This window comes from Fusicatenibacter faecihominis (assembly GCF_020686945.1).
Classification (GTDB): Bacteria; Bacillota; Clostridia; order Lachnospirales; family Lachnospiraceae; genus Limivivens; species Limivivens faecihominis.
Genome location: NZ_JAJEPR010000047.1, coordinates 1 through 19,997, shown reverse-complemented (window position 1 = coordinate 19,997; position 19,997 = coordinate 1). Strand labels below are relative to the sequence as shown.

Here is a 19,997-nt window from a genome sequence, read left to right as displayed (position 1 = left end):
AACCAATTACCGCCCTTTACCCAAGACTATCCCATGAGGACGAGCTGCAAGGCGAAAGCAATTCCATTTCCAATCAGGATGTAATATGTAGAGGGTGGTTTCTACCGCCTAATACTATTACATGACTGGCGGCTCATTTGTGGTGAATTGGTCTGGCAGTTGTGGGAAAGGAAAAAAATCCGCATAACTGCTGACATTTTAGCACGAAGGGAGCATGAAAATGAAGTCTATTTTTGAAGAAATGGGCGGCACATATACGAAGGTTGGCGATTACTATATCCCCGACCTTGCGCTGCCGGAGACCGAGGAATATCAGATCGGTAAGTATGGCCGTATGCGCCGCCGCTACTTGAAAGAGCATCGTCCCGTCCTTTATGCACACTACCTAACAAGCTGCACCCTGCATGAACATCTTGCAGAGATAGACAAATCCTGCAATCAGCGTATGGAGATCATGTGCGAAGCTATGGCACGACTGGAAGGTGTGACCGAGGCACTTAAAGCTACCGATCAAATGGAATGGGTACGGCGCATGAACAACATTCATAACCGTGCAGAGGAAATTGTTCTGACGGAGCTTGTATATTGCTAAACACATGTTAGCCCCGCATCAGCATGAATGAACGCTGGTGTGGGGCTAATTCTGTATCACTTAGCTCTTTATATTCCAGTAGCCTTTTCGGTCAGACCCGATGCGCTCGATGATTCCTTTTTCCTTCAGCTCCTTCAGACGCTGAGAAACTGTTTTTCTGCTGATAGATAGCTTATCTGCTATGGTGGTAGATGTGTATGCAGGATCTTCGGAAATCAGGGCCAGAATTTGCATGGATTTTTCATCCAAGGTTTCTGTTACCTTTTCTGTTACCTTTTCTGTTACCTTTTCTGTCACCTTGTAGGTGGCAGATCGAATAACCCGATCCTCTGACGCTGTAAACTGAATCATAATATCGCCGGGATGCACGGTGTACGCAGGAAGCGGGCTTCCATCTTCCTTGCAAGCCTGACAGATTTTCTCAATACCACGTCCCCAGCTCTCGATGAAGCCGGCCAAATAATACACATTCGCAATCGCCGTGTTGTAAGGGCGGGATGCGTGTTTGGACATCAGGCTGTCTGCCGTCCAGTTGTCTGGAAGCCTACCACAGTTAGCGATATACAGCTTATCCTCATACACGCTGATCTGAATCGGAACGCCGCTTTCATATTGCTTGTGGCATAGAGCGTTAAGAAGGGCTTCACGCAGGGCAGCGTCGGGAACAAAATAACGCTCAATGCGCTGCATCCCTTCGTAAGTGATTTTCGCTTTCATATATTTCAGATGGATGACTTCAATGATCTTGTCAATCTGTTCCAACAAGGAGCCGTGAATTTCATCCTGATAACGGAGATCGGCATCATTCTCGAAAAAGCCGATTTTTGTGTATGCGCCCAGCTGCCAGCGGTCAGGGTCTTTGCAGAACAGCAGCATCGCTGCGTTGGTATAATACCCGGCATTGGTCAGACGCAGCTTTTCCATTAAATCCGCTTTGTCCTCGTCTAAAACGCTTTGGTCGATCCGGCCCTTCTTGGCGGCAAGGGTCTTGAATCTCTTGACCAACTCATCATCAATATCATCCAACGTAAATCCCGGCAAGGGCATATTATCCCACGAAGCACCACGTTTGCGTAGAATGAAGCTCTCCAGTTCTGGGCCAGAAAGGGTCTGCATGGTGCTGCCGCTTCTATAATAATAGACACCTTTGCAGTTTATGGCAACGGGATATGGTGGAACAACGATTTCCAGATATTCTTTCCCGTCACGCTCCAGCTGATTGACATCCACCACGATGCTCATGGCATTTCGGATTTTGTTTGGAACATCCTCCAGCAGCTTGCGGATATTGGGCAGGCCGATAACTTTTCCATCATCGTCACAGCCAATATAAATCTTGCCGCCCTGTGCATTGGCGAAGCCGCAAATCCATTCCAGATAGTCATCCTTCCACTTAGCTTTCCATTCTATGTTCTGATTTTCAGGCATTATTATCACCATCCTCTGATTTATTCTTTCCCCGGCTCTTATAAACATTATACTGATTTTTACACCTTGCACTGCAAAAAGCGGAGTTAGCCCGGTTACTCAGGAACACTTTCTGACACTGCTTGCACATCCGCAACGGCTTTGTGCTGTCCACCAGCATGAAGCTGAACATCATCTGAATCCCCAACAGCAGGGAATGGAAATCCCAATAGATCGTTGGCCTATCCAACAGCTCTATATGATAGGTGGGTGCAATGCCGCCAAATGCAGCCATAGACTTACGCAGCATATTCCGGCTTTCTTCCTCCATGGAATCATAGTCATTATAATAGAAGAAAGAGGTCAGCATATTAAATGCCCAATCCTTGAGTTGCTGTGCCACCCAATCGTAAGGCTCTGCATACGCCCGCTGGAAGCTCATGGTCTTTGCCATCGGCTCGTCCATAAAGGTCATGGTCAGTGCAATCATTGCCCGGTCGCTGGACACATTCCAACTGGATTCCACACCGTTCTTGACCACATCCAGCTTATCAAAGGGGTAAAACAGGGACAGATACTTCTCCGTCTCCATCGTTTCTTCCTTGATAAAATGGTTCTTTGGCAGATATACCGCCTCATAATCCATAAAGGACGGCGTGGTGGGCAGGGCCGTCATCAGGCCCAGCAGCCCATAGTGGGTAATAAATTCCAAGATTGCCTTTTCTACCTCTGGCTCAGAGCTTTTCTTGCCGTTCATCATCAGCATCCCCACATTCAGAGCATCCAGCACAATGTCCGGGGCTTCCTTGAGTGGGTTATAGACATCCGGCCTGGCATCCTTTGCCGGGGTGATGTATTTCTTCCCGTCCTTGCCTGTTTTGATTTCATAGCGTTCATACCGCACCCAATGGGAACGGGATTGCTCAAAAAATGTATTCATAACGCAAATCCTTCCTTTCGGTCATCTGCTTATCAAATTCAATCAGATCATTCGCTGTCCTTGCTGCTGCCAAGGGCAGCTTTCTTTTTCCTCGGCTTTGATTTGTTCTCCCGGAGGATAACGGCGTCCTTGCCATAGGCTTTCAGCAAAAGCCCATATTCCTCTAAGAACTGCCGTTCCCGCAGCGTTAGGCTTCCACAGTCGTTCTGTTTTTCCAAAAGGTAATCATAAACCGCTCTTTGCAGCTTCTTGTGGATATTCTTTCGGAGCTTTCTAATGTTTCGGTCTGTCTGTCCCCGTATCATACCCACCTGTATGGTGCTGTACTGCCGGATGGACAGGTAATACAGCACTTCCTTCTGATCAATGGTAAGGCTGCGTATCAGCTCAGAAATAAATGAGCTTGCAACCAACTCATGCAGTTCATAGGGGCAAGAAAAAATGATATCCAGAAAATTGCCGCTGGCAAGCTGGCGGTATCGTGGCAGATTCAAATACAGCGGAATCATCTTCGGATTGGGAACTGCCATGTATTCTAACGGAACATCTCCCCGGAGATTTTCATGGTCACGCTCCCGTCGTTCCCGATTCCGATCCAACCTGTCCCATTCGCTGACAACGTATCGAAAGTCGTCCTCTGTTCTTGCAGCATCCTCCAGCCGTGCCAACGCCTCTGCCCGTATCTGGCGCTTTAAGCGTTTTTCGCTGACAGGAGCAGCTTCTTCCTCTTCGTCCTCCAGTTCTACGGTGTAGTCCCTTGGGTTTTCGTCCTGCTCCAGCTCTCTTTCCAGCTCTAAGGCTCGTTCTTCGGAGAGGATTTCCTCTAACTGCTCGTTTTGTATCGTCAGATCGGAGGCTTCATCCCATTCGGTTAGGTCATCACCGTCATCCGGGAACAGGAGAAATGTTCTATTTTCATCTGTCATGACCTCACCTCCGAAAATTTTTTGAATTTCTTTCAAAAACAGTTCCGATTTACACCCCGGATTTCTCCTATTAGTGAGAGGGTAATCTGATAAGCGGTTATTTAGGTTACTTTTTCAACCCGTATCAAGAGAAAGGAGGACGCAAGTTGCGGTAGCTTTATGAAACATGACACAAGATGCCACCGACTTACATCAGTCGGAACCACCATTAGTATATCAAACGAACATGAATTTTTCAAGGAGGAACGCTATGGATAAAAACAAACAGGCACAGTATATGATAAGACGTATTGGCGGCACCACCTACAAGGTGAGAGTCGCTTTCAGTGAAAGTGGGAAAGAGACAATGGAGGATAAAATTTTACGAATGATACGCAACGAAGTAGTTACAAACGACGGAACTTGTGATATAATTGGTGTACCACAAATGAGCCGTCAGTCTGAAAGGAGCGCATCATGAGCATCATTCAGACTGAGGACAAGATCACCGCCTTATACGAACGACTTTCCCGTGACGATGACCAGATTGGGGATAGCAACTCCATTGTGAATCAAAAGAAATACTTGGAGGGCTATTGCGCACAGCAGGGGTACACAAACTTTGCCCATTACACGGACGACGGATTCTCAGGCGGCACATTTGAAAGACCGGCATGGAAAAAGCTGGTGGCAGACATTGAAGCTGGCAAGGTGGCTCGTGTGATCGTAAAGGATATGTCCCGAATCGGACGTGACTACTTGCAGACCGGCTTTTACACGGAGGTTATGTTCCGTCAGCATGGCATTCATTTTATTGCCATCGCCAACAGCGTGGACAGCAACGACCAGAACAGCAATGAATTTGCTCCGTTCCTCAACATCATGAACGAGTGGTACTTGCGTGATCTGAGCCGCAAGCAGAAAACCGCTATCCGTGTGAAGGGGGAATCAGGCAAGCCTACCACCAACAGTGCCATCTACGGCTATAAGAAAGACCCGAACGACAAGCACCATTGGTTGATTGACGAGGAGGCCGCCGCCGTTGTGCGGCGCATCTTCCGTCTGACCATCGAGGGAAAAGGCCCCTATGACATTGCCAGAATCCTTTTTGAAGATAAGGTAGAAGCTCCGGCGGTCTATTTTGCAAGGAAAGGCATTGGCGTTTGGAAAAGTAAGACCGAGTTCGCATATCCTTATAACTGGAGCGGCTATATTGTGGGGCAGATATTGTCTAAGCCTGAGTATATGGGGCATACGGTCAATTTCCGTTCCCACAAGCTGTCATATAAGGACAAGACCTCTATTCCTAATCCCAAGGAGGACTGGCTGATCTTCGAGAACACCCATGAGGCCATTATCGAGCCGGAAACATGGGAGCTTGCTCAGCAACTGCGGAAAACGCCACGGCGTATTGATACCATAGGCGAAGCCAATCCCCTGACCGGGCTTTTATACTGTGCGGACTGCGGCGCAAAGATGTATAATCATCGTTCCAGAGGCGGTACAGAAGGCACTCCGTATCCGTCGGATTTCTTTGACTGCTCCTCTTATACACTGGCACATCAGAAGCATGGAAAGGACTGCTGCGGGCACTATATTACCACTAAGTCGCTGCGTATCCTTATTTTAGAGACAATCCGCACTGTCAGCCAGCTTGCCATAGCAGATCGGGAAAAATTCACCGAGAAGATACGAGCCGCTTCACAGGTCAGGCAGGTGGAGGCGGCCAAAGATGCCAAACGAAAGCTGAACAAAGACCGTAAGCGCCACAGTGAGCTGGATACGATCATTAAAAAGCTCTATGAATCCTTTGCCGTAGGCCGAATTTCTGAGGAACGCTTTGACAGCCTGCTTGCTGAGTACGAAGTCGAACAGAAAAACCTTTCCGCACAGATTGCAGAAACGGAGGAAAGCCTGACGAGCTATGAGGAAGATACTGCCCGTGTAGAGCAGTTCCTTGCTTTGGCAGAAAAGTACACCGATTTCTCCGAGCTGACTACACCGATGATCAATGAATTTATTGATAAAATCATCGTTCATGCCCCGGAGCGCATCGACGGGGACAGAACGCAGGAGGTAGAAATCTTCCTGAAATTCATCGGAAAGTTTGAACTTCCTGCCCCGGAGCTGACAGCAGAGGAAATCAAGCGGCAGGAGCAGCTACGCCAGCATCGCATCAAAAGCCGGGAGCGCTATCAGTTGATTAAGGCCGGGAAGCACACCGTTGGGCAGCCTTTTCAGCTAACCTGTAAGTGCTGCGGTCAGGGATTTGAATCCAAAAGCTCGGCTGCTATGTTCTGCGGACCGAATTGCCGGGCGAAGTTCTACCGGCAGGAAGCGGCAGAAAACAGGCGGCGTGACTGCACTTGTGAAAACTGCGGTAAGACCTTTTCCACCACAAGAAGCAATGTCAAGTATTGCAGTGATGAGTGCCGATATGAGGGGCATATCAAAGGCCAGCGGGTTCGCAATGCAGCGAACAGGAAGGAAAAACTGGCAGCGGAGACAGTTACCTCTCCGGCTTAATATTTCCAATAAAACAATAAATTTTGAGGAAGCGGTTTGCCTTATATCAGGGCAAGCCGCTTTTTCTACGCAAAGGAGGACACATGAATTTATTCGAAACCGTAAAAAACAACGTCAGCCTGCGGGAAGCGGCACAGGCGTATGGCCTTGAGGTCAACCGGCACGGCAAGGCGCTCTGCCCCTTTCACAATGACAGACACCCCAGCTTGTATGTGGCAAACGACCATTATTATTGCTTTACCTGCGGAGAGCATGGAGATGTCATTGACTTCACTGCAAGGTTGTTTGATCTCAAGCCCTACGACGCAGCCATGAAGCTGGTGATAGACTTTCATCTTGACCCGGACAAGCCGCCCAGCGCAGCGGCACTCAATGCAAAGCGTATCCGAACAGAAGCACAGAAGCTCAAAGAAAACGAGCGTCTGTGCTTTTCTGTTTTATCGGACTATTACCGTTGCTTGGAGGAATGGAAAGCATACTATGCGCCGCAAACGCCGGATGAGCCAGTCCATGATTTATTCGTGGAAGCCTGCCACAAGCTCAGTCAGATTGAATATGAACTGAACATTCTCACCTTTGGTGACAGCTATGAGCGTCGGGAAATTGTACAGGACTGGATGACGGATGGTGAAATCATAGCACTAAAGGAGCGTCTGGAACAACTGCGAAAGGAGGAAACCTATGGACGAATTGAATACCCCAATGGTTATGCCGCCTGAAGAAAGCATTCCCGATTGGTATGATGGAAAACGCATCAACGAAGTGCTGTTTTGTCAGCAGTTCTTAAAAAAGCATCCCATGAAATGTGTCAGAGGAAGGCTGTTCACAGTGGATGGACTGATTGAGGACGAGGCGCAAATCGGCAATCTCATTCTGGAGGAGATCTCCGGCTGTCTGACCTCCGGGCTTTCCAAGGTGGTGGCAAATCTGCTGGCCAGTATCAAGCTGCAAGCCTATTCGCCGCCCCTGCCCATCGAGACTGACCGTATCCATGTGGCAAACGGGACACTCTTTCTGGATGGGCGTTTCACCGAGGACAAAAGCTATTGCAACAACCGTCTGAGTGTGGCCTATCTCCCCGATGCACCGCCGCCTGTGCGCTGGCTGCAATTTTTATCCGAGCTGCTTGTCCCGGAGGACATTCCCACCTTGCAGGAGTATATGGGCTACTGCCTATTGCCTACCACAAAGGGGCAGAAAATGCTCCTGATGATTGGTAAGGGCGGCGAAGGAAAGAGTCGAATCGGACTTGTAATGCGCTCCATGCTGGGAGATAACATGAATACCACCAGCATCCAGAAGGTAGAGAACAACCGTTTCAGCCGTGCAGACCTGGAAAACAAGCTGCTGATGGTGGATGACGATATGGATATGAGTGCCCTGCCCAAGACCAACTATATCAAATCCATCGTGACCTCAGAGTGCAAGATGGATATGGAACGCAAGGGTGTTCAAAGCTATCAGAGCCAGCTTTATGTCCGCTTTCTTTGCTTCGGCAACGGCGCTTTAACCGCTTTGCACGACAAGTCAGACGGCTTCTTCCGCAGGCAGATCGTGTTGACCACCAAGGACAGGCCAGCAGGACGAGCCGATGATCCATTTCTGGTGGATAAGCTGACACAGGAGCGTGAGGGCATCTTTTTGTGGTGTCTGGAGGGTCTGCGGCGGTTGATTGGGAACGAGTATCAGTTCACCATCAGCGATAGAGCCAAAGAAAATATGGAGACAGTAAAGCGCAGCAGCAACAATGTGATCGAGTTTTTGCAATCCGAGGGCTATATCCGCTTTAAGGCCGACAGCGAAGCCAGCTCCAAGGCTATCTATGAAGCCTATCTCCGCTGGTGCGAGGACAACGCACAAAAGCCTATGTCAGCAAATCGTATCAGCTCAGAGCTGGCCCAGAATGAACGGCTTTATAATGTGGAGGCTACCAACAATGTGTACGCAGCCGGAAAGCGGGTGCGTGGATTTATCGGAGTGGAGGCGATGAACTTGCTTCCTTATTAAATATGAGAACTGGACTTCAAAACTGCCGTACATGCCGTACACGATGTACGGCAGTTCTCAACTCCGTTTTCAAAAAGCTATTTTACCGCAAAATCAGCGTTCTTTATGTGCAATGTGCTGCGATTACCGCATTTTCTTGCGGTATAAACAGCGATTTGACAAAGCAAACGCAAAATCCAAAGACCAATCGGTGTACAGCGGCGTACAGCACTGGCGTTTACCGTACAGAGCCGTACACAAACAATCTATTTTCAAGGCCGCACAGCGGCAGAAAGGACAAACTATGAACTATATGAACAATAACCCTATAATCATCGGCATCGACCACGGCTATGGGAATATCAAGACTGCACATTGCTGCTTTCCTACGGGCGTGATCATCTCTGACAAGGAGCCGACCTTCAAAAGCAATCTGCTTGTCTACAACGGCAGCTATTACACCGTGGGCGAAGGTCACAAGGAGTTTATCTCTGACAAAATGACAGACGGTGACTACTATATTCTGACCCTTGCTGCCATTGCAAGAGAGCTGAATATCCGCAAGCAGACCTCTGCCCGTGTGCATTTGGCGGCGGGGCTCCCTCTTACTTGGGTCAGCGAACAGAAGGATAGCTTCAAGGCGTACCTGTTGCAGAATGAAATGGCGGATTTCATTTTCCGTGGTGTCAGCTATCATGTGGAGTTTGCCGGAGCGGACATCTTCCCGCAGGGCTTCTCCGCTGTGGCGGACAGACTGCGGGGATTCAAGGGCATCAATATGCTTTGCGACATTGGCAACGGAACGATGAATGTCATGTATATCAACGAGCGCCGTCCGCTATCTCAGAAGTGCTTCACGGAGAAGTACGGGACAAACCAGTGCATGATTGCTGTCCGGGAAAATCTCATGCGGCAGTTTGGCGCATCGGTAGATGATACGATTCTGGAGCGTGTGATTCGCTTTGGGACGGCAGACATCAGCGAACGCTACCTAACTGCTATCCAGAACACAGCGAGGGATTACACCGCAGGCATCTTCCGCAGACTGCGTGAGCATGAGTATGACCCGGAACTGATGAGGCTCTATGTTGTCGGCGGTGGAAGCTGCATGGTGAAGAATTTCGGAGAATATGATGCCAGCCGGGTGATGATCAATGATGACATCTGCGCCACAGCCAAGGGCTATGAGCTGCTGTCTGCACAGAAAATGCAAAAGAAAGGCGATCTTGTATGAAGCAAATCTACACAACAACACTTCGGCTGAATCTGGAGAACGAAGCAGACCGCAGGGCGTGGGAGCATTTGCAGAGCCTTGACAGGCGAGAATATCGTTCAGTCAGCAAGGCAGTCGTTTCGGCGGTCAACGCTTACTTTGACCGTAGCAAGCAGCTTGCCGATGATCCCTATCTGGAAACACGGGAGAAGGAGGACGCTTTCCTCAGCCGGATCGAGGATACCATCTCACGCAGCTTGCAGAGCTGTACGCCGGTAAGCCTTGGCGGTATCCTACAGCTTATGCAGAGCGCACAGCCTGCCGCTGCTCTTGTTTCGGAGGAAACCGAGGAGGACATTTCAGCTGCGCTGGATTTTGCAGACGGCTTTTGAAATTACTTTTCTTGATTTTACTACTATGTTGGTGGCAATACAATCCGTCTTTGCTACCAAATTGGCAATTCTCAGAATGAGGAAAACAATTTACCATCAGTTCTGCAGGGAGTTGGTATCTGTGTGATACCAGTTCCCTGCTTTTTACTATCACGAAGCCGCCCAGCGGCAGAAAGGAGCCAGATATGGCAAATAAAAAGATCATGACCAAGGAAGAATTGCAGGCCAAGCACCGATTGGAGGAGGCACAAATGCGGGATCGGGCGAAAGAGCGAAAGGCCCGTACCAGACGCTTGATTCAGGAGGGCGCTGTTTTGGAGAAAGTATTTCCAGAGGCTCAGCAAATGGAGCTTGAAAAATTAGAGGACTTGTTATATGAGAAGCTACACTAATCTGCGAGGGGCGTTCCGGGCAACCGGGGCGTCCCTTCCTTTTTTATCCCGAAGGGCGCACTTACTCACCACCTGCGAAGCAGGCGGTGGTATCCCTTCCGTTGGTCGGGCTCGTGCGCTCTTCACGAACTGTCCATCGGACACTTCTCCAGAGAGGGCAGGAAATGCCGCAAGTCAGCATTCCCTGTGCAGTCGGCGCTTCTGCTGATGCAGAGATTGCTGCTTGTCGCACCAATCCGGCAGATACTCTGCCCGCCTCCTGCCTGCGAAAACCTGCCACCGGCAGCTTTATCGCAGATATGGGCAGCAATGCAGCCCATTTTCTCTTTGCAAAGAGAAACAGAAACCAAGGGGTGGCGTTTTACCACCCCCTCACAAAATACGAATCGAGGTGAACGCAAATGGCAATTTACCACTTGGAGGCAAAGGTGGTCAGCCGGGGAGCCGGACGCTCCGCCTGTGCAGCCTCCGCTTATCTCAGCTGCTCCCACATCCTCAATGACTATGACGGAGTACAGCACGATTACACCCGAAAGCAGGGGCTTGTGTGGCAGGAGGTATTCCTGCCGGACATGGCCCCACCCGCATGGCAAGACCGAGAGGTTCTCTGGAACGCCGTGGAGGAAAACGAGAAAACCAAGGACAGCCGCTTAGCCCGTGAGTTTGTGGTAGCCCTGCCCATAGAGTTGTCCCTAGAGCAATGGCAGACGCTGTTGACGGACTTCGTACAAAACCAATTTGTCGCAGACGGGATGTGCGCCGATCTGGCAATCCACGATCCTGATCCACCGGGTCATAATCCACATGCCCACATTCTCTTGACGGTGCGCCCGCTTGATGAAAGCGGCAAATGGCAATACAAAACGGAGAAGGAATATCTCTGCAGCCGTGACGGTGAGGAACGGGGCTTTACCGCTGCCGAGTTTAAGGCTGCACAGGCTGACGGATGGGAGAAACAGTACCAGTACAAGGTAGGCAGGAAGAAAGTGTATATGACACCATCCGCAGCTGAGGAACATGGATATGAGCGTGCCAGCAAGTATCCCAAAAGCACCAAATACGGGAGACAGAATCCCATTTCTGAACGCTGGAACAGCGAGGAACAGCTCCTTATCTGGCGCAAAGCATGGGCAGATGTGACAAACAAATATTTGGAGCGATACGGTCATGAGGAGCGCATCGACCACCGCAGCTTTGTCGAGCGAGGCATTGACGAGCAGCCCACCATCCACGAGGGCGTGATTGCCCGTGCTTTGGAACAGAAAGGTATCGTGTCCGACAGGTGCGAACTCAACCGTCAGATCAAGGCGGACAACAGGCTCCTGCGGGAACTGAAGGCGCAGTTCAAGAAAATTACGGAGGCGGTGAAGAACACGCTGCCCGCTATTGCAGAAGCGTTGGAAAAGCTGCGGGAAAATATGCTGATCTTCTGCTATCAGTTAGGGCATATCCGCAGCAGCAAGAAACAGATGACCGGTGCCTTGAATATTCTGAAGCCAAATCTGGCACAGTACCGCTCCCTTGTGCAGCAGATAAAGGAAACAACCAAAGAACGGAAGTCCCTACTGGCTGAAAAGAAATCCCTTCCTGCGATCCACTTTGTCAGGCACCGTGAGCTTGCCTCCAAAATAGCCGAGTTGACGGAAAAGTTAGAGGAGCTAAAAAGCGAAAAGGCTATGCTGCTTCATTCTCTGGAATACCCAGAGGACGCCACAAGCGATATCTTCCAGCGCCAGATTGACCGCTATGAAGATAATCTCAAACGGCTTGAGGCGCAGGAGAATAAGTATGCCGGAGAGCTGGAGGCTGCATTGTCTGAGTATGCCGAGCTGAAAGAGCAAGCTTCCGGCTTTGATTCCTTGCAGCTTTATCTGGAGCGGAAGGCACTTCGACCTGACAGAGAGAAAGCAGCAGCCCAACGCATTGAAGCGGCTTATGGCGACAAGTTCAGTTGGTGGTTGATGGAGAGTGGCCTACGGGATGTGTCTGGCTATCTTGACGAATATGCACAGGAAAAGACAATGGATCGAGAACTGCGGCAAAGGCGGCGATCGGAGCGGCTTGAGCGTAAGATGAAAAACAGAGATATGGAACGTTAAAAGTGCTGGAGGTTGAAACTTCAGGTGAAGTCTGTGACATAGGGGGATGGAGATAATCCCTATACGTCAAGCGTAAAATAAGCACCGGTATGGGTTTTCCATACCGGTGCTTGCAATATTTAATCGAATTCTATCACTTAAAATCAAAAGAGTTTTCCAACAACTTATCAAGTGCTGCCATCAGTTCCGCTCGAACAGCCTCTCTTTCACTTTCTCCGCCTGCATTTTCGATATAGATGGAATAGTTATCAAATGTGATATAGGCGTAATAGATCACAGTCTTAATTCCTTCGCTGTTTGCATTTGTAACGAAGTAGCCAGCTTTAACTGGCGTATCTCCAACCATAGATACATTTCCCTTGCCAATTACGGTAGTATCCATAAGATTGTTCCCAGACAGCGAAACAACAAATTTCATATCGCTGTAATGACCATCAAAGCCAACAAATGCTACATCGTCCAAGGTAAAGAGGGCATCTCCGGAAATCGGAAGATCACCGAAAATAGTCTGAACCTCATCTTTGGTCAATGCTCGTGCTTGCAAGTTCAAACTCAGAGCAGAGGCTACCGTATCTGCTTTAGTGAAAGATATGGTAGTTCCATCACCTAATGTAGCTGTTTCTGTACTTTTGCCGAATAATCCCATACTAAACACTCCCACCACGATTAGACAGAGACACGCAGCAATTGCCCCAAATTTCAGCCAAATGCTTTTTTGTTTCTTTGCCTGATAACTCGCCGTTTCTTCGATATGACGGCTACCAATGCCACCAACGGCGTCAGAGATGTTCTTTCGTGTCATAAATCATACCCCGCTTTCTGTAAATGATTTTTAAGTTTGCTTCTGATTCGGGAAAGGCGAACAGACACATTGTTATTTGTTGTACGAAGCCTCTTTGCAATTTCTGTAATGCTATCTGAGTACCAATACCTTGCTACAAACATAACCCTGCTTTCCTGATCCAAGCTGTCAAGGAAACGATCAATTTCCTGTGACAGCTCCTTTGCATCCACTTCCTGTTCAATAGTAGATGCAGAAGTTAGGCACTCTTCCAACTCATCAAGTGCAACATCATAGTAACTGTTTCGCTTTAGTGCAGTATTTGCGTGGTATTTTGCGGTAGCGATATTGCGGGTAATACGAAAAATATAGGTTCTGAGTGGGTCAGGTCTTTCTGGAGGAATTGCATTCCACGCAGCAAGGTATGTATCATTTACACATTCTTCTGCGTCGGGTTCGCATTTCAAAATGTTGTTTGCAATTCTTTTGCAAGTTGAACCGTATTTTGCAGCAAGTTCAGCTATTGCCTGCTCAGTACGAGCAAAGAACAGTTCAATGATCTTCACATCCTCTAACAAGGTATCCACCTCCTCACCTATGTACTATGGATCTGGCGGACAATCTTACAGAAGCGAGGGAAAATTTCACACCTTTATTATAGTACATTGCAATTCTATTTTCTATCGCCTCAGCAAAATCGTTTGGCACCAGTCGAGGTCGCTCGGCAGTCTGAAAATATGGTCCTTCGGTTTTGGTAGAGTTGCTCGCAGCAGAGGAGGCGTAACAAAAAATTAAAGGTAGCTGCCCGGACAGAATGGGTTGGGTGGAAAAATAAATAATATCCGAAACAGGATGACGGAAATTGTTAGCGCCGAGTTAATTCGTACACAGTTAGTGTTTAAGTGTTTACAAACAGCCCATTGATATTGTTCGTTTGTGCGTATATAATATATATAACTATTTGATGCGGAGGTAAACTATGTTTGAATACATGACAGTACAGGATGCGGCTAAACTTTGGGGAATATCGGTGCGTCGTGTTCAAAAGCTGTGTGAGGAGAATCGCATTGATGGAATTGTTCGGCTACCTCGTGCATGGCTAATTCCCCAAGATGCCCAAAAGCCGGCTGATGGAAGATATAAACAAAATAAAAATGAATTTATAGCTGACAACAAGGAGAACACACGATGAGTAAATTGTTATTAGTGGAGGATGACCAAAGTATCGTATCCTCATTATCAGACTATTTAGGAAATGAAGGGTTCAAAATCGAAAATGCTCCCGGTCAAAAAGAAGCAATAGAAAAATTGGATAGCGACCAATACGATATAGCCTTGGTGGACATTCAATTATCAAACGGAAATGGTTTTTCTGTTTGTTCTGCAATTAAAGAAAGAGGAACTATGCCAGTTATTTTCTTAACGGCTTCTGATGATGAATATAGTGTTGTGGCTGGGTTAGATATGGGGGCTGACGATTATATCAGCAAACCGTTCAGACCAAGAGAACTGCTTTCAAGGATCAACAGCGTATTAAGGAGAACTAAGAACACACAAAACATTATCAGTTACCTCGACTTAGTTGTGGACACAAATCAAGCAACCGTATCAAAGAATGGGAAAGAGATTTTGTTGTCTGCTATGGAATATAAGTTGCTGTTAGTCTTTTTGCGTAACAAAGGTATTGTCCTTTCTCGCAGAAGATTGTTGGAGCTTTTATGGGACACTACTGGGGAGTTTATCAATGATAATACATTGACTGTCTATATGAAAAGGCTACGTGACAAAATTGAAACCAATCCGCAGGAGCCGGAAATCATAATTACCGTTCGTGGGCTTGGCTATAAGGTGGGTTGATATGGACTTTATCAGAAATAAAGAAGTTAAAAGGCAAATTGTTGTCAGCAGTATTCTTATTCTATTTTGGGGCGGCATTGGCATTATCGTTGATAGCAAAGCTGTGTGGATTGTTCTGTCGGCTATCATTTCATCCAGTGCAGTTTCCCTCTTTTTCACATATCAGAGATACAAGAAAATTGCTGATTTTAGTTTGCATATTGATAGGCTGTTACATGGAGATGAAAAAATTTCTTTTGGGCAGTTTCAAGAAGGTGAGTTATCTGTTTTACATGATGAAATATCCAAGATGACAAGACGGCTTATTGAACAGGCAGAAGCTCTGAAAATGGAGAAAGGTAATTTGGCAAATGCTTTAGCCGATATTTCACATCAATTAAAAACACCTTTGACATCGCTGAATATCTTAAATGCTTCTCTGTGTAATGAGGAACTGACTGACGAAGAAAGGTATGAGCTGATCCGCGAACAGACTATGCTCTTATCAAGAATGGAGTGGCTGATAGCCACACTTCTGAAAATATCCAAGCTGGATGCAGGAACGATTACTCTAAAGCCACAGGCGGTATACTTAAAAGATGTGGTAGAAAAAGCAATTCGTCCTCTGGAGATTGCGGCAGAATTAAAAATGCAGACAATCACGCAAGTGATTCCGGCAGAATTAAAACTATCTCTTGATACTGATTGGACTGCTGAAGCCTTGGGGAATGTAATCAAAAACTGTATCGAACATTCACCAGAGGGCAGCACTATCGAAATCAAGGCAATAGAAAGACCTCTTTTGACACAGATCATTATAGAGGATAGCGGAACAGGTTTTCAGGAAAAAGACATCCCCCATTTATTTGACCGATTTTATCAAGGAAGTGGCTCTACAATCGGTAATGCCGGTTTGGGGTTGGCTCTGGCAAAGACGATCATTGTCAATCAGGGTGGTGTCATCCAAGCGAAAAATCGGGAGTCAGGCGGTGCAAAATTTGAAATCTGCTTTTATCGGGGGACTGCTTAATGCAGCCCCTTTTTAAGTGACATTTTTGTAATGAAAAAGTAATGAAGCAGTCACTTGGCTTTGCTATACTGAATTGCAAAAATATATGGAGGAACTTTTTATGGAGATATTAAGAGTAGAGAATATCTGCAAAACCTATGAAATGGACAATGCTCCTGTCCATGCTTTGTCAGATGTTTCTTTTTCCGTCGATAAAGGAGAGTTTGTTGCAATCATTGGAGCATCTGGGTCTGGCAAGTCTACCCTGTTGCACATTTTAGGTGGTGTTGACAGACCGACTTCGGGAAAAGTATTTGTGGATGGACAGGATGTTTATGAGCAAAATGAAGATGAATTGGCTGTATTCAGAAGAAGGCAGGTTGGGCTTGTCTATCAGTTTTATAATCTGATCCCGGTTTTGACTGTCGAGGAAAATATCACGCTGCCGATTCGATTGGATGGGCGTAAAATCAATCAGGAGCGTTTGAAAGAACTGCTATCCACACTCAAACTGGTAAAGCGTAGAAAGCACCTGCCAAGTCAGTTATCCGGCGGTCAACAACAAAGAGTGGCAATCGGACGAGCGTTGATTAACGCACCTGCGATTATCCTTGCGGATGAGCCAACGGGAAATCTGGACACGGAGAACACAAGGGATATTATGAAACTTCTGCGTGAATCCAATGAAGTCTATCGCCAGACAATGATCCTGATTACCCATGACCGTGAAATCGCAATGCAGGCAGACCGTATTCTGGAAATTCAGGATGGCAGACTTGTGAGGGATGAGGTGATACGCTGATGAATATGATTTTCATGCTTACACTCAGGAATCTGTTGTCGAATAAAAAGCGTACCCTACTCACACTTTTAACCATTCTTTTGTCAATCAGTATGATAACCGCTATTCTCTGTGGGGGATGGTCGTTGGTTGATTTTTTGAAAGAGAAAGAAAAAGTGTATGGTGGCGATTATGACTACTACATGGAGGATTTGACTTGGGAGCAGGTTCAAGAGCTATATAGTCAAAACAATGTAGGCGAAGTTTCGCTTCTCCGCTTTGCCGGAAACAGTTTTTACGGGGAGAAATCCAACAGTACAATGCTCTCCGTTGGCGAGATTGACGAGAACTTTACCCAAAGATTTTCGTTAAATCAGTATTTGCTTGCAGGGCGTTTCCCGCAAGATGAAAATGAGATTGTTATTTCAGAATCTTTTTTGAAGAAAAACAACATGAATACAGAGATTGGAGATACGATTTCTTTAACTCTTGGTTCAAGAATTTGGGATGAATATAATGCCCAGCTTTCCGGGCTGACAAATTATAGGGGCGAAGAAGAAAGCTTCGTTCCAACAAAAGAGAAAGCGTATGTAGTTGTTGGTATTCTGTCAGATGTGAATGACTCAAAAATCGCAGCAAACTATAATGCCTTTGCAGGTGTTGACAAAACGGCATCCGATTTTGCTGCGTATGTCAAGGCAAAGAATTTATCCAATTCGATCTATACAGAAGCCGAAGAAGTGGCTGCGGCAGTAGACAGTCATGTAGCAAAGTTTCATTCGGAATTGTTAGTCTATCATGGAATTACCGGGGGTAAAGGAGCTGCAAAACTGATTGCTTTGGTGGTCATGGTCGTTTGTCTTTTGATGGCTGCATCTGCTTCAATGATCAGCAACGCCCTCTCCATTTCCTTACAGGAACGAATTAAGCAGATGGGAATGCTATCCAGTATTGGAGCCACAAAAGGGCAAAAACGCCTTAGCGTATATTTAGAAGCCTTCCTTTTGGGAGTGGTGAGCATACCCTTTGGATTGGTTGTTGGTATCCTGCTATCTGCTCTGTTATTAAGTGTGGTCAGGGCAGCTTTTGGAGAAACATTCACTTTTGGCATCGTAGAACTGTCCTTGAAGGTAAACGGATTGATCCTGCTCGTCAGCGGATTATCCGGCATTGCTTCTTTGTACTTCGGAAGTAGAAAGCCTGTGAAGCAAGCAGCTAAAATTACAGTTATTGAAGCGATCCGCCAGTCTAACAATGCGGTATCAAGAAAGAAATTCCGTGACGGAAAAATCGTTTCTTTGGTTTTTGGCATTTATGGTTCGTTAGCAGCAAAAAATATTAAGCGTAATCCAAAACGCTTCCGAGCGATTACCGGCTCTATTTTCTTGTCGGTGGTAATTGCCCTTTCCTTATATAGTTTCTCTGATTTTATGCTTTATCAGACATCCTTGGATATGAAGGAGGACGGTTCCTGTTATACTGATGTGATTTCGATGATTCAATACAAAGATATTCCTGTCGCAATCGGGGCATTATCGGATGAAAATATCACTGCGGATGTTTCCTATTCTTTTCAGCGATATATGACCGCTGAATTTTCGCAGGAACAAATCAATCCTGATATGCAAGGATATTTTATCAATGGTACGAAAGCAGAGGTATATGTCGTAGGATTGGACGAAGAACATTTTGTCTCTTTTTGCGATGAAAATGGATTCAGTCTGGATGTGACAAATTTCAATCATGGAATTTTGCTCAATCAGACTATGGGATACTATAATTCGGCACAAAATCGGGTAATTGCAGGCTCACCGTTTCTTATTGAACCGGGAACAGAAATCATTCCGCTGGGGGCATCCGAGGATGCCTTGCCGATTATCGTGGAAGAAATCGTTTCAGAAGAAAATGCAAATATCCAATCCATGTTTGTGAGAGATCGAGCTGTCCTCATCGTGCCTTTAAGTTATTTTAACTTGCTGATAGATGATAACGCCTATGTGGAAATGAGAATACAGACAGCACAGCATAAAGAAGCAATGGAATGTCTGGCTGACAGAGGATTTCCGCAAACTGTGGACATTGCAGCCGCAACGAATAATTCCAGACAGGTATATACGATTGCAAAACTGGTAATCTGCCTGTTCTCGATCCTGATGACGGTTATTATCAGCTTGAATGTTTGTAACACTATCTCGAATACGATTCATTTGAGAAGAAGCGAATTTGCTGTTCTGCGTTCTGTTGGTATGACTGCCAAAGGATTAAAATGTACGCTATTGCTCGAAGCTGTTTTGTACGGCGTAAAAGCATTGGTTCTTGCGTTGCCTGTGAGCTTTTTGATTCATTGTGCTATCTACTACTTCATATCGTCGGGTATGACACCATTTGCTTTTTATATGAACGGCGGTATTTATGCTCTTGCAGTTATGGCTGTCGGCGCTATGGTATGTATCGCTATGCTGTTTGCTGTTAGAAGCGTATCAAAGGTGGAAATTGTAGAGGAACTGAAATTGAGCAATATGTAATCATTCAATCTAACAAAGCAACTGAAACAGAGGTAATAGAAATTGCGTAAAAAGAAACTGGTAAAGAGAGTTGCAGGCATTGCTTTGACTGTTGGTGCAGTTATACTTGCCATTGTATGTGTTGGTAAAGTAAATCGCATTCAGAACGAAAAAGATATTATTGGCACATGGAAGGATGCAAATGCTGAGGAGATATTTACCTTTCAAGAAAACGGGGAACTTGCTGTGAGTAAAGATATGCCCGATTCGGGTCTATCCTGCGGTGACGCATATTATAGTTTTTCTTACTCGGATATAATCTGTGTTACACAGGGAAATAGTAGTGTAGAATTTGAGATAGAAGTAGATCAAAACGAATTGAAAATCTTCTTCATGGGACAAGAATATCTGGAATTGGAAAAGTAATGATTACAAATAAAAGAAAACCATTGAGCCGATAATTCGCATCCTTTGCGGACTAACGGCTCTGCATATATTTTGAACGCTATTTTCAGAAACATTGTGTTTTGCAGAAAAGCCCCTTGACAAATTCCATCTCAGAAGCGTATCCTTGAAACCTATGCAAAGCAGAACGGCTTTTCCAATCTGCGCTGGTACACGGACGACGGTTATT

21 protein-coding genes and 2 pseudogenes are annotated in these 19,997 nt (G+C 46.5%); 18 read left to right on the top strand and 5 right to left on the bottom strand.

What is annotated here, in order from left to right; all coding sequences use genetic code 11:
- Positions 1–5 precede the first annotated feature (5 nt).
- Both LKD71_RS18805 and LKD71_RS16235 read left to right on the top strand, forming a co-directional pair.
- Positions 6–77 (top strand): annotated as a pseudogene (locus tag LKD71_RS18805) (recombinase family protein); the annotation flags it as partial.
- A 143-nt stretch (positions 78–220) separates the two neighbouring features.
- Entirely contained in the window at positions 221–592 is a 372-nt protein-coding gene (locus tag LKD71_RS16235; RefSeq protein WP_055145291.1) for a TnpV protein, read from the top strand.
- Between the two features lie 60 nt (positions 593–652).
- On the opposite strand, the gene LKD71_RS16230 is transcribed toward LKD71_RS16235, so the two are convergent.
- The 3 genes from LKD71_RS16230 to LKD71_RS16220 are packed head-to-tail and all read right to left on the bottom strand — an operon-like array spanning position 653 to position 3,865.
- Complete coding sequence (locus LKD71_RS16230; RefSeq protein WP_055145294.1) at positions 653–2,020, bottom strand: ATP-binding protein; 1,368 nt, start codon at positions 2,018–2,020, stop codon at positions 653–655.
- Positions 2,013–2,939, bottom strand: a complete 927-nt coding sequence (locus LKD71_RS16225) for a hypothetical protein (protein ID WP_055145297.1) — start codon at positions 2,937–2,939, stop codon at positions 2,013–2,015. Before LKD71_RS16225 ends, LKD71_RS16230 begins: the two co-directional genes overlap by 8 nt.
- 47 nt (positions 2,940–2,986) lie before the next feature.
- A complete protein-coding gene (locus tag LKD71_RS16220) occupies positions 2,987–3,865 on the bottom strand; it encodes a hypothetical protein (RefSeq protein WP_055145300.1) in 879 nt (292 codons plus the stop codon).
- 250 nt (positions 3,866–4,115) lie between these two features.
- Between LKD71_RS16220 and LKD71_RS16215 the strand changes: the two genes are divergently transcribed.
- From LKD71_RS16215 to mobQ, 9 genes are all read left to right on the top strand, one after another.
- A complete protein-coding gene (locus LKD71_RS16215; RefSeq protein WP_055145303.1) occupies positions 4,116–4,325 on the top strand; it encodes a transposon-encoded TnpW family protein in 210 nt (69 codons plus the stop codon).
- Positions 4,322–6,370, top strand: a complete 2,049-nt coding sequence (locus LKD71_RS16210) for a recombinase family protein (protein ID WP_055145306.1) — start codon at positions 4,322–4,324, stop codon at positions 6,368–6,370. Before LKD71_RS16215 ends, LKD71_RS16210 begins: the two co-directional genes overlap by 4 nt.
- 83 nt (positions 6,371–6,453) lie before the next feature.
- Positions 6,454–7,089 carry a CHC2 zinc finger domain-containing protein gene (locus LKD71_RS16205; protein ID WP_055145308.1) on the top strand — a complete coding sequence of 212 codons (636 nt, stop codon included), beginning with the start codon at positions 6,454–6,456 and terminating at the stop codon, positions 7,087–7,089.
- Complete coding sequence (locus LKD71_RS16200; RefSeq protein ID WP_330375650.1) at positions 7,052–8,377, top strand: DNA primase family protein; 1,326 nt, start codon at positions 7,052–7,054, stop codon at positions 8,375–8,377. Before LKD71_RS16205 ends, LKD71_RS16200 begins: the two co-directional genes overlap by 38 nt.
- 283 nt (positions 8,378–8,660) lie before the next feature.
- Positions 8,661–9,590, top strand: a complete 930-nt coding sequence (locus LKD71_RS16195) for a ParM/StbA family protein (RefSeq protein WP_055145311.1) — start codon at positions 8,661–8,663, stop codon at positions 9,588–9,590.
- Positions 9,587–9,961, top strand: a complete 375-nt coding sequence (locus LKD71_RS16190; protein ID WP_055145314.1) for a hypothetical protein — start codon at positions 9,587–9,589, stop codon at positions 9,959–9,961. The genes LKD71_RS16195 and LKD71_RS16190 overlap by 4 nt, the downstream gene beginning before the upstream one ends.
- 185 nt (positions 9,962–10,146) lie before the next feature.
- Positions 10,147–10,353, top strand: a complete 207-nt coding sequence (locus LKD71_RS16185) for a DUF3847 domain-containing protein (RefSeq protein ID WP_330375652.1) — start codon at positions 10,147–10,149, stop codon at positions 10,351–10,353.
- 164 nt (positions 10,354–10,517) lie between these two features.
- Positions 10,518–10,748, top strand: coding sequence for a hypothetical protein (locus tag LKD71_RS16180; protein ID WP_055145317.1), 231 nt, complete (start codon positions 10,518–10,520; stop codon positions 10,746–10,748).
- A gap of 6 nt (positions 10,749–10,754) precedes the next feature.
- Positions 10,755–12,452, top strand: coding sequence for a MobQ family relaxase (mobQ, locus tag LKD71_RS16175; protein ID WP_055145320.1), 1,698 nt, complete (start codon positions 10,755–10,757; stop codon positions 12,450–12,452).
- Positions 12,453–12,585: 133 nt separating this feature from the next.
- Here mobQ and LKD71_RS16170 read toward each other — a convergent pair whose 3' ends face one another.
- Together LKD71_RS16170 and LKD71_RS16165 are read right to left on the bottom strand one after the other, a co-directional pair.
- A complete protein-coding gene (locus LKD71_RS16170; RefSeq protein WP_055145323.1) occupies positions 12,586–13,254 on the bottom strand; it encodes a hypothetical protein in 669 nt (222 codons plus the stop codon).
- Positions 13,251–13,820, bottom strand: a complete 570-nt coding sequence (locus tag LKD71_RS16165) for an RNA polymerase sigma factor (protein WP_227338914.1) — start codon at positions 13,818–13,820, stop codon at positions 13,251–13,253. The genes LKD71_RS16170 and LKD71_RS16165 overlap by 4 nt, the downstream gene beginning before the upstream one ends.
- 392 nt (positions 13,821–14,212) lie before the next feature.
- Here LKD71_RS16165 and LKD71_RS16160 point away from each other — a divergent pair, with 392 nt between their 5' ends.
- From LKD71_RS16160 to LKD71_RS18610, 7 genes and pseudogenes are all read left to right on the top strand, one after another.
- A complete protein-coding gene (locus tag LKD71_RS16160; protein WP_055145329.1) occupies positions 14,213–14,425 on the top strand; it encodes a helix-turn-helix domain-containing protein in 213 nt (70 codons plus the stop codon).
- A complete protein-coding gene (locus tag LKD71_RS16155) occupies positions 14,422–15,090 on the top strand; it encodes a response regulator transcription factor (protein ID WP_055145332.1) in 669 nt (222 codons plus the stop codon). The genes LKD71_RS16160 and LKD71_RS16155 overlap by 4 nt, the downstream gene beginning before the upstream one ends.
- 1 nt (position 15,091) lies before the next feature.
- On the top strand, positions 15,092–16,099 hold the full coding sequence (locus LKD71_RS16150) for a sensor histidine kinase (protein WP_055145335.1): 1,008 nt from the start codon (positions 15,092–15,094) through the stop codon (positions 16,097–16,099).
- A 100-nt stretch (positions 16,100–16,199) separates the two neighbouring features.
- Positions 16,200–16,880 (top strand): ABC transporter ATP-binding protein, encoded by a 681-nt coding sequence (locus LKD71_RS16145; RefSeq protein ID WP_055145338.1) that lies wholly within the window; start codon positions 16,200–16,202, stop codon positions 16,878–16,880.
- Complete coding sequence (locus LKD71_RS16140) at positions 16,880–19,384, top strand: ABC transporter permease (protein ID WP_055145341.1); 2,505 nt, start codon at positions 16,880–16,882, stop codon at positions 19,382–19,384. The genes LKD71_RS16145 and LKD71_RS16140 overlap by 1 nt, the downstream gene beginning before the upstream one ends.
- A 42-nt stretch (positions 19,385–19,426) precedes the next feature.
- The gene (locus tag LKD71_RS16135) at positions 19,427–19,789 is read left to right on the top strand and encodes a hypothetical protein (RefSeq protein WP_055145343.1); all 363 of its coding nucleotides are present in this window, start codon (positions 19,427–19,429) and stop codon (positions 19,787–19,789) included.
- 123 nt (positions 19,790–19,912) lie between these two features.
- A pseudogene (locus tag LKD71_RS18610) lies at positions 19,913–19,997 on the top strand (recombinase family protein); the annotation flags it as partial.

Excerpts from the sequence above, each read along its gene's own strand:
- LKD71_RS16235 (WP_055145291.1), top strand. The coding sequence starts at position 221 with ATGAAGTCTATTTTTGAAGAAATGGGCGGCACATATACGAAGGTTGGC.
- LKD71_RS16230 (WP_055145294.1), bottom strand. The coding sequence starts at position 2,020 with ATGCCTGAAAATCAGAACATAGAATGGAAAGCTAAGTGGAAGGATGAC.
- LKD71_RS16225 (WP_055145297.1), bottom strand. The coding sequence starts at position 2,939 with ATGAATACATTTTTTGAGCAATCCCGTTCCCATTGGGTGCGGTATGAA.
- LKD71_RS16220 (WP_055145300.1), bottom strand. The coding sequence starts at position 3,865 with ATGACAGATGAAAATAGAACATTTCTCCTGTTCCCGGATGACGGTGAT.
- LKD71_RS16215 (WP_055145303.1), top strand. The coding sequence starts at position 4,116 with ATGGATAAAAACAAACAGGCACAGTATATGATAAGACGTATTGGCGGC.
- LKD71_RS16210 (WP_055145306.1), top strand. The coding sequence starts at position 4,322 with ATGAGCATCATTCAGACTGAGGACAAGATCACCGCCTTATACGAACGA.
- LKD71_RS16205 (WP_055145308.1), top strand. The coding sequence starts at position 6,454 with ATGAATTTATTCGAAACCGTAAAAAACAACGTCAGCCTGCGGGAAGCG.
- LKD71_RS16200 (WP_330375650.1), top strand. The coding sequence starts at position 7,052 with ATGGACGAATTGAATACCCCAATGGTTATGCCGCCTGAAGAAAGCATT.
- LKD71_RS16195 (WP_055145311.1), top strand. The coding sequence starts at position 8,661 with ATGAACTATATGAACAATAACCCTATAATCATCGGCATCGACCACGGC.
- LKD71_RS16190 (WP_055145314.1), top strand. The coding sequence starts at position 9,587 with ATGAAGCAAATCTACACAACAACACTTCGGCTGAATCTGGAGAACGAA.
- LKD71_RS16185 (WP_330375652.1), top strand. The coding sequence starts at position 10,147 with ATGGCAAATAAAAAGATCATGACCAAGGAAGAATTGCAGGCCAAGCAC.
- LKD71_RS16180 (WP_055145317.1), top strand. The coding sequence starts at position 10,518 with ATGCCGCAAGTCAGCATTCCCTGTGCAGTCGGCGCTTCTGCTGATGCA.
- mobQ (WP_055145320.1), top strand. The coding sequence starts at position 10,755 with ATGGCAATTTACCACTTGGAGGCAAAGGTGGTCAGCCGGGGAGCCGGA.
- LKD71_RS16170 (WP_055145323.1), bottom strand. The coding sequence starts at position 13,254 with ATGACACGAAAGAACATCTCTGACGCCGTTGGTGGCATTGGTAGCCGT.
- LKD71_RS16160 (WP_055145329.1), top strand. The coding sequence starts at position 14,213 with ATGTTTGAATACATGACAGTACAGGATGCGGCTAAACTTTGGGGAATA.
- LKD71_RS16155 (WP_055145332.1), top strand. The coding sequence starts at position 14,422 with ATGAGTAAATTGTTATTAGTGGAGGATGACCAAAGTATCGTATCCTCA.
- LKD71_RS16150 (WP_055145335.1), top strand. The coding sequence starts at position 15,092 with ATGGACTTTATCAGAAATAAAGAAGTTAAAAGGCAAATTGTTGTCAGC.
- LKD71_RS16145 (WP_055145338.1), top strand. The coding sequence starts at position 16,200 with ATGGAGATATTAAGAGTAGAGAATATCTGCAAAACCTATGAAATGGAC.
- LKD71_RS16140 (WP_055145341.1), top strand. The coding sequence starts at position 16,880 with ATGAATATGATTTTCATGCTTACACTCAGGAATCTGTTGTCGAATAAA.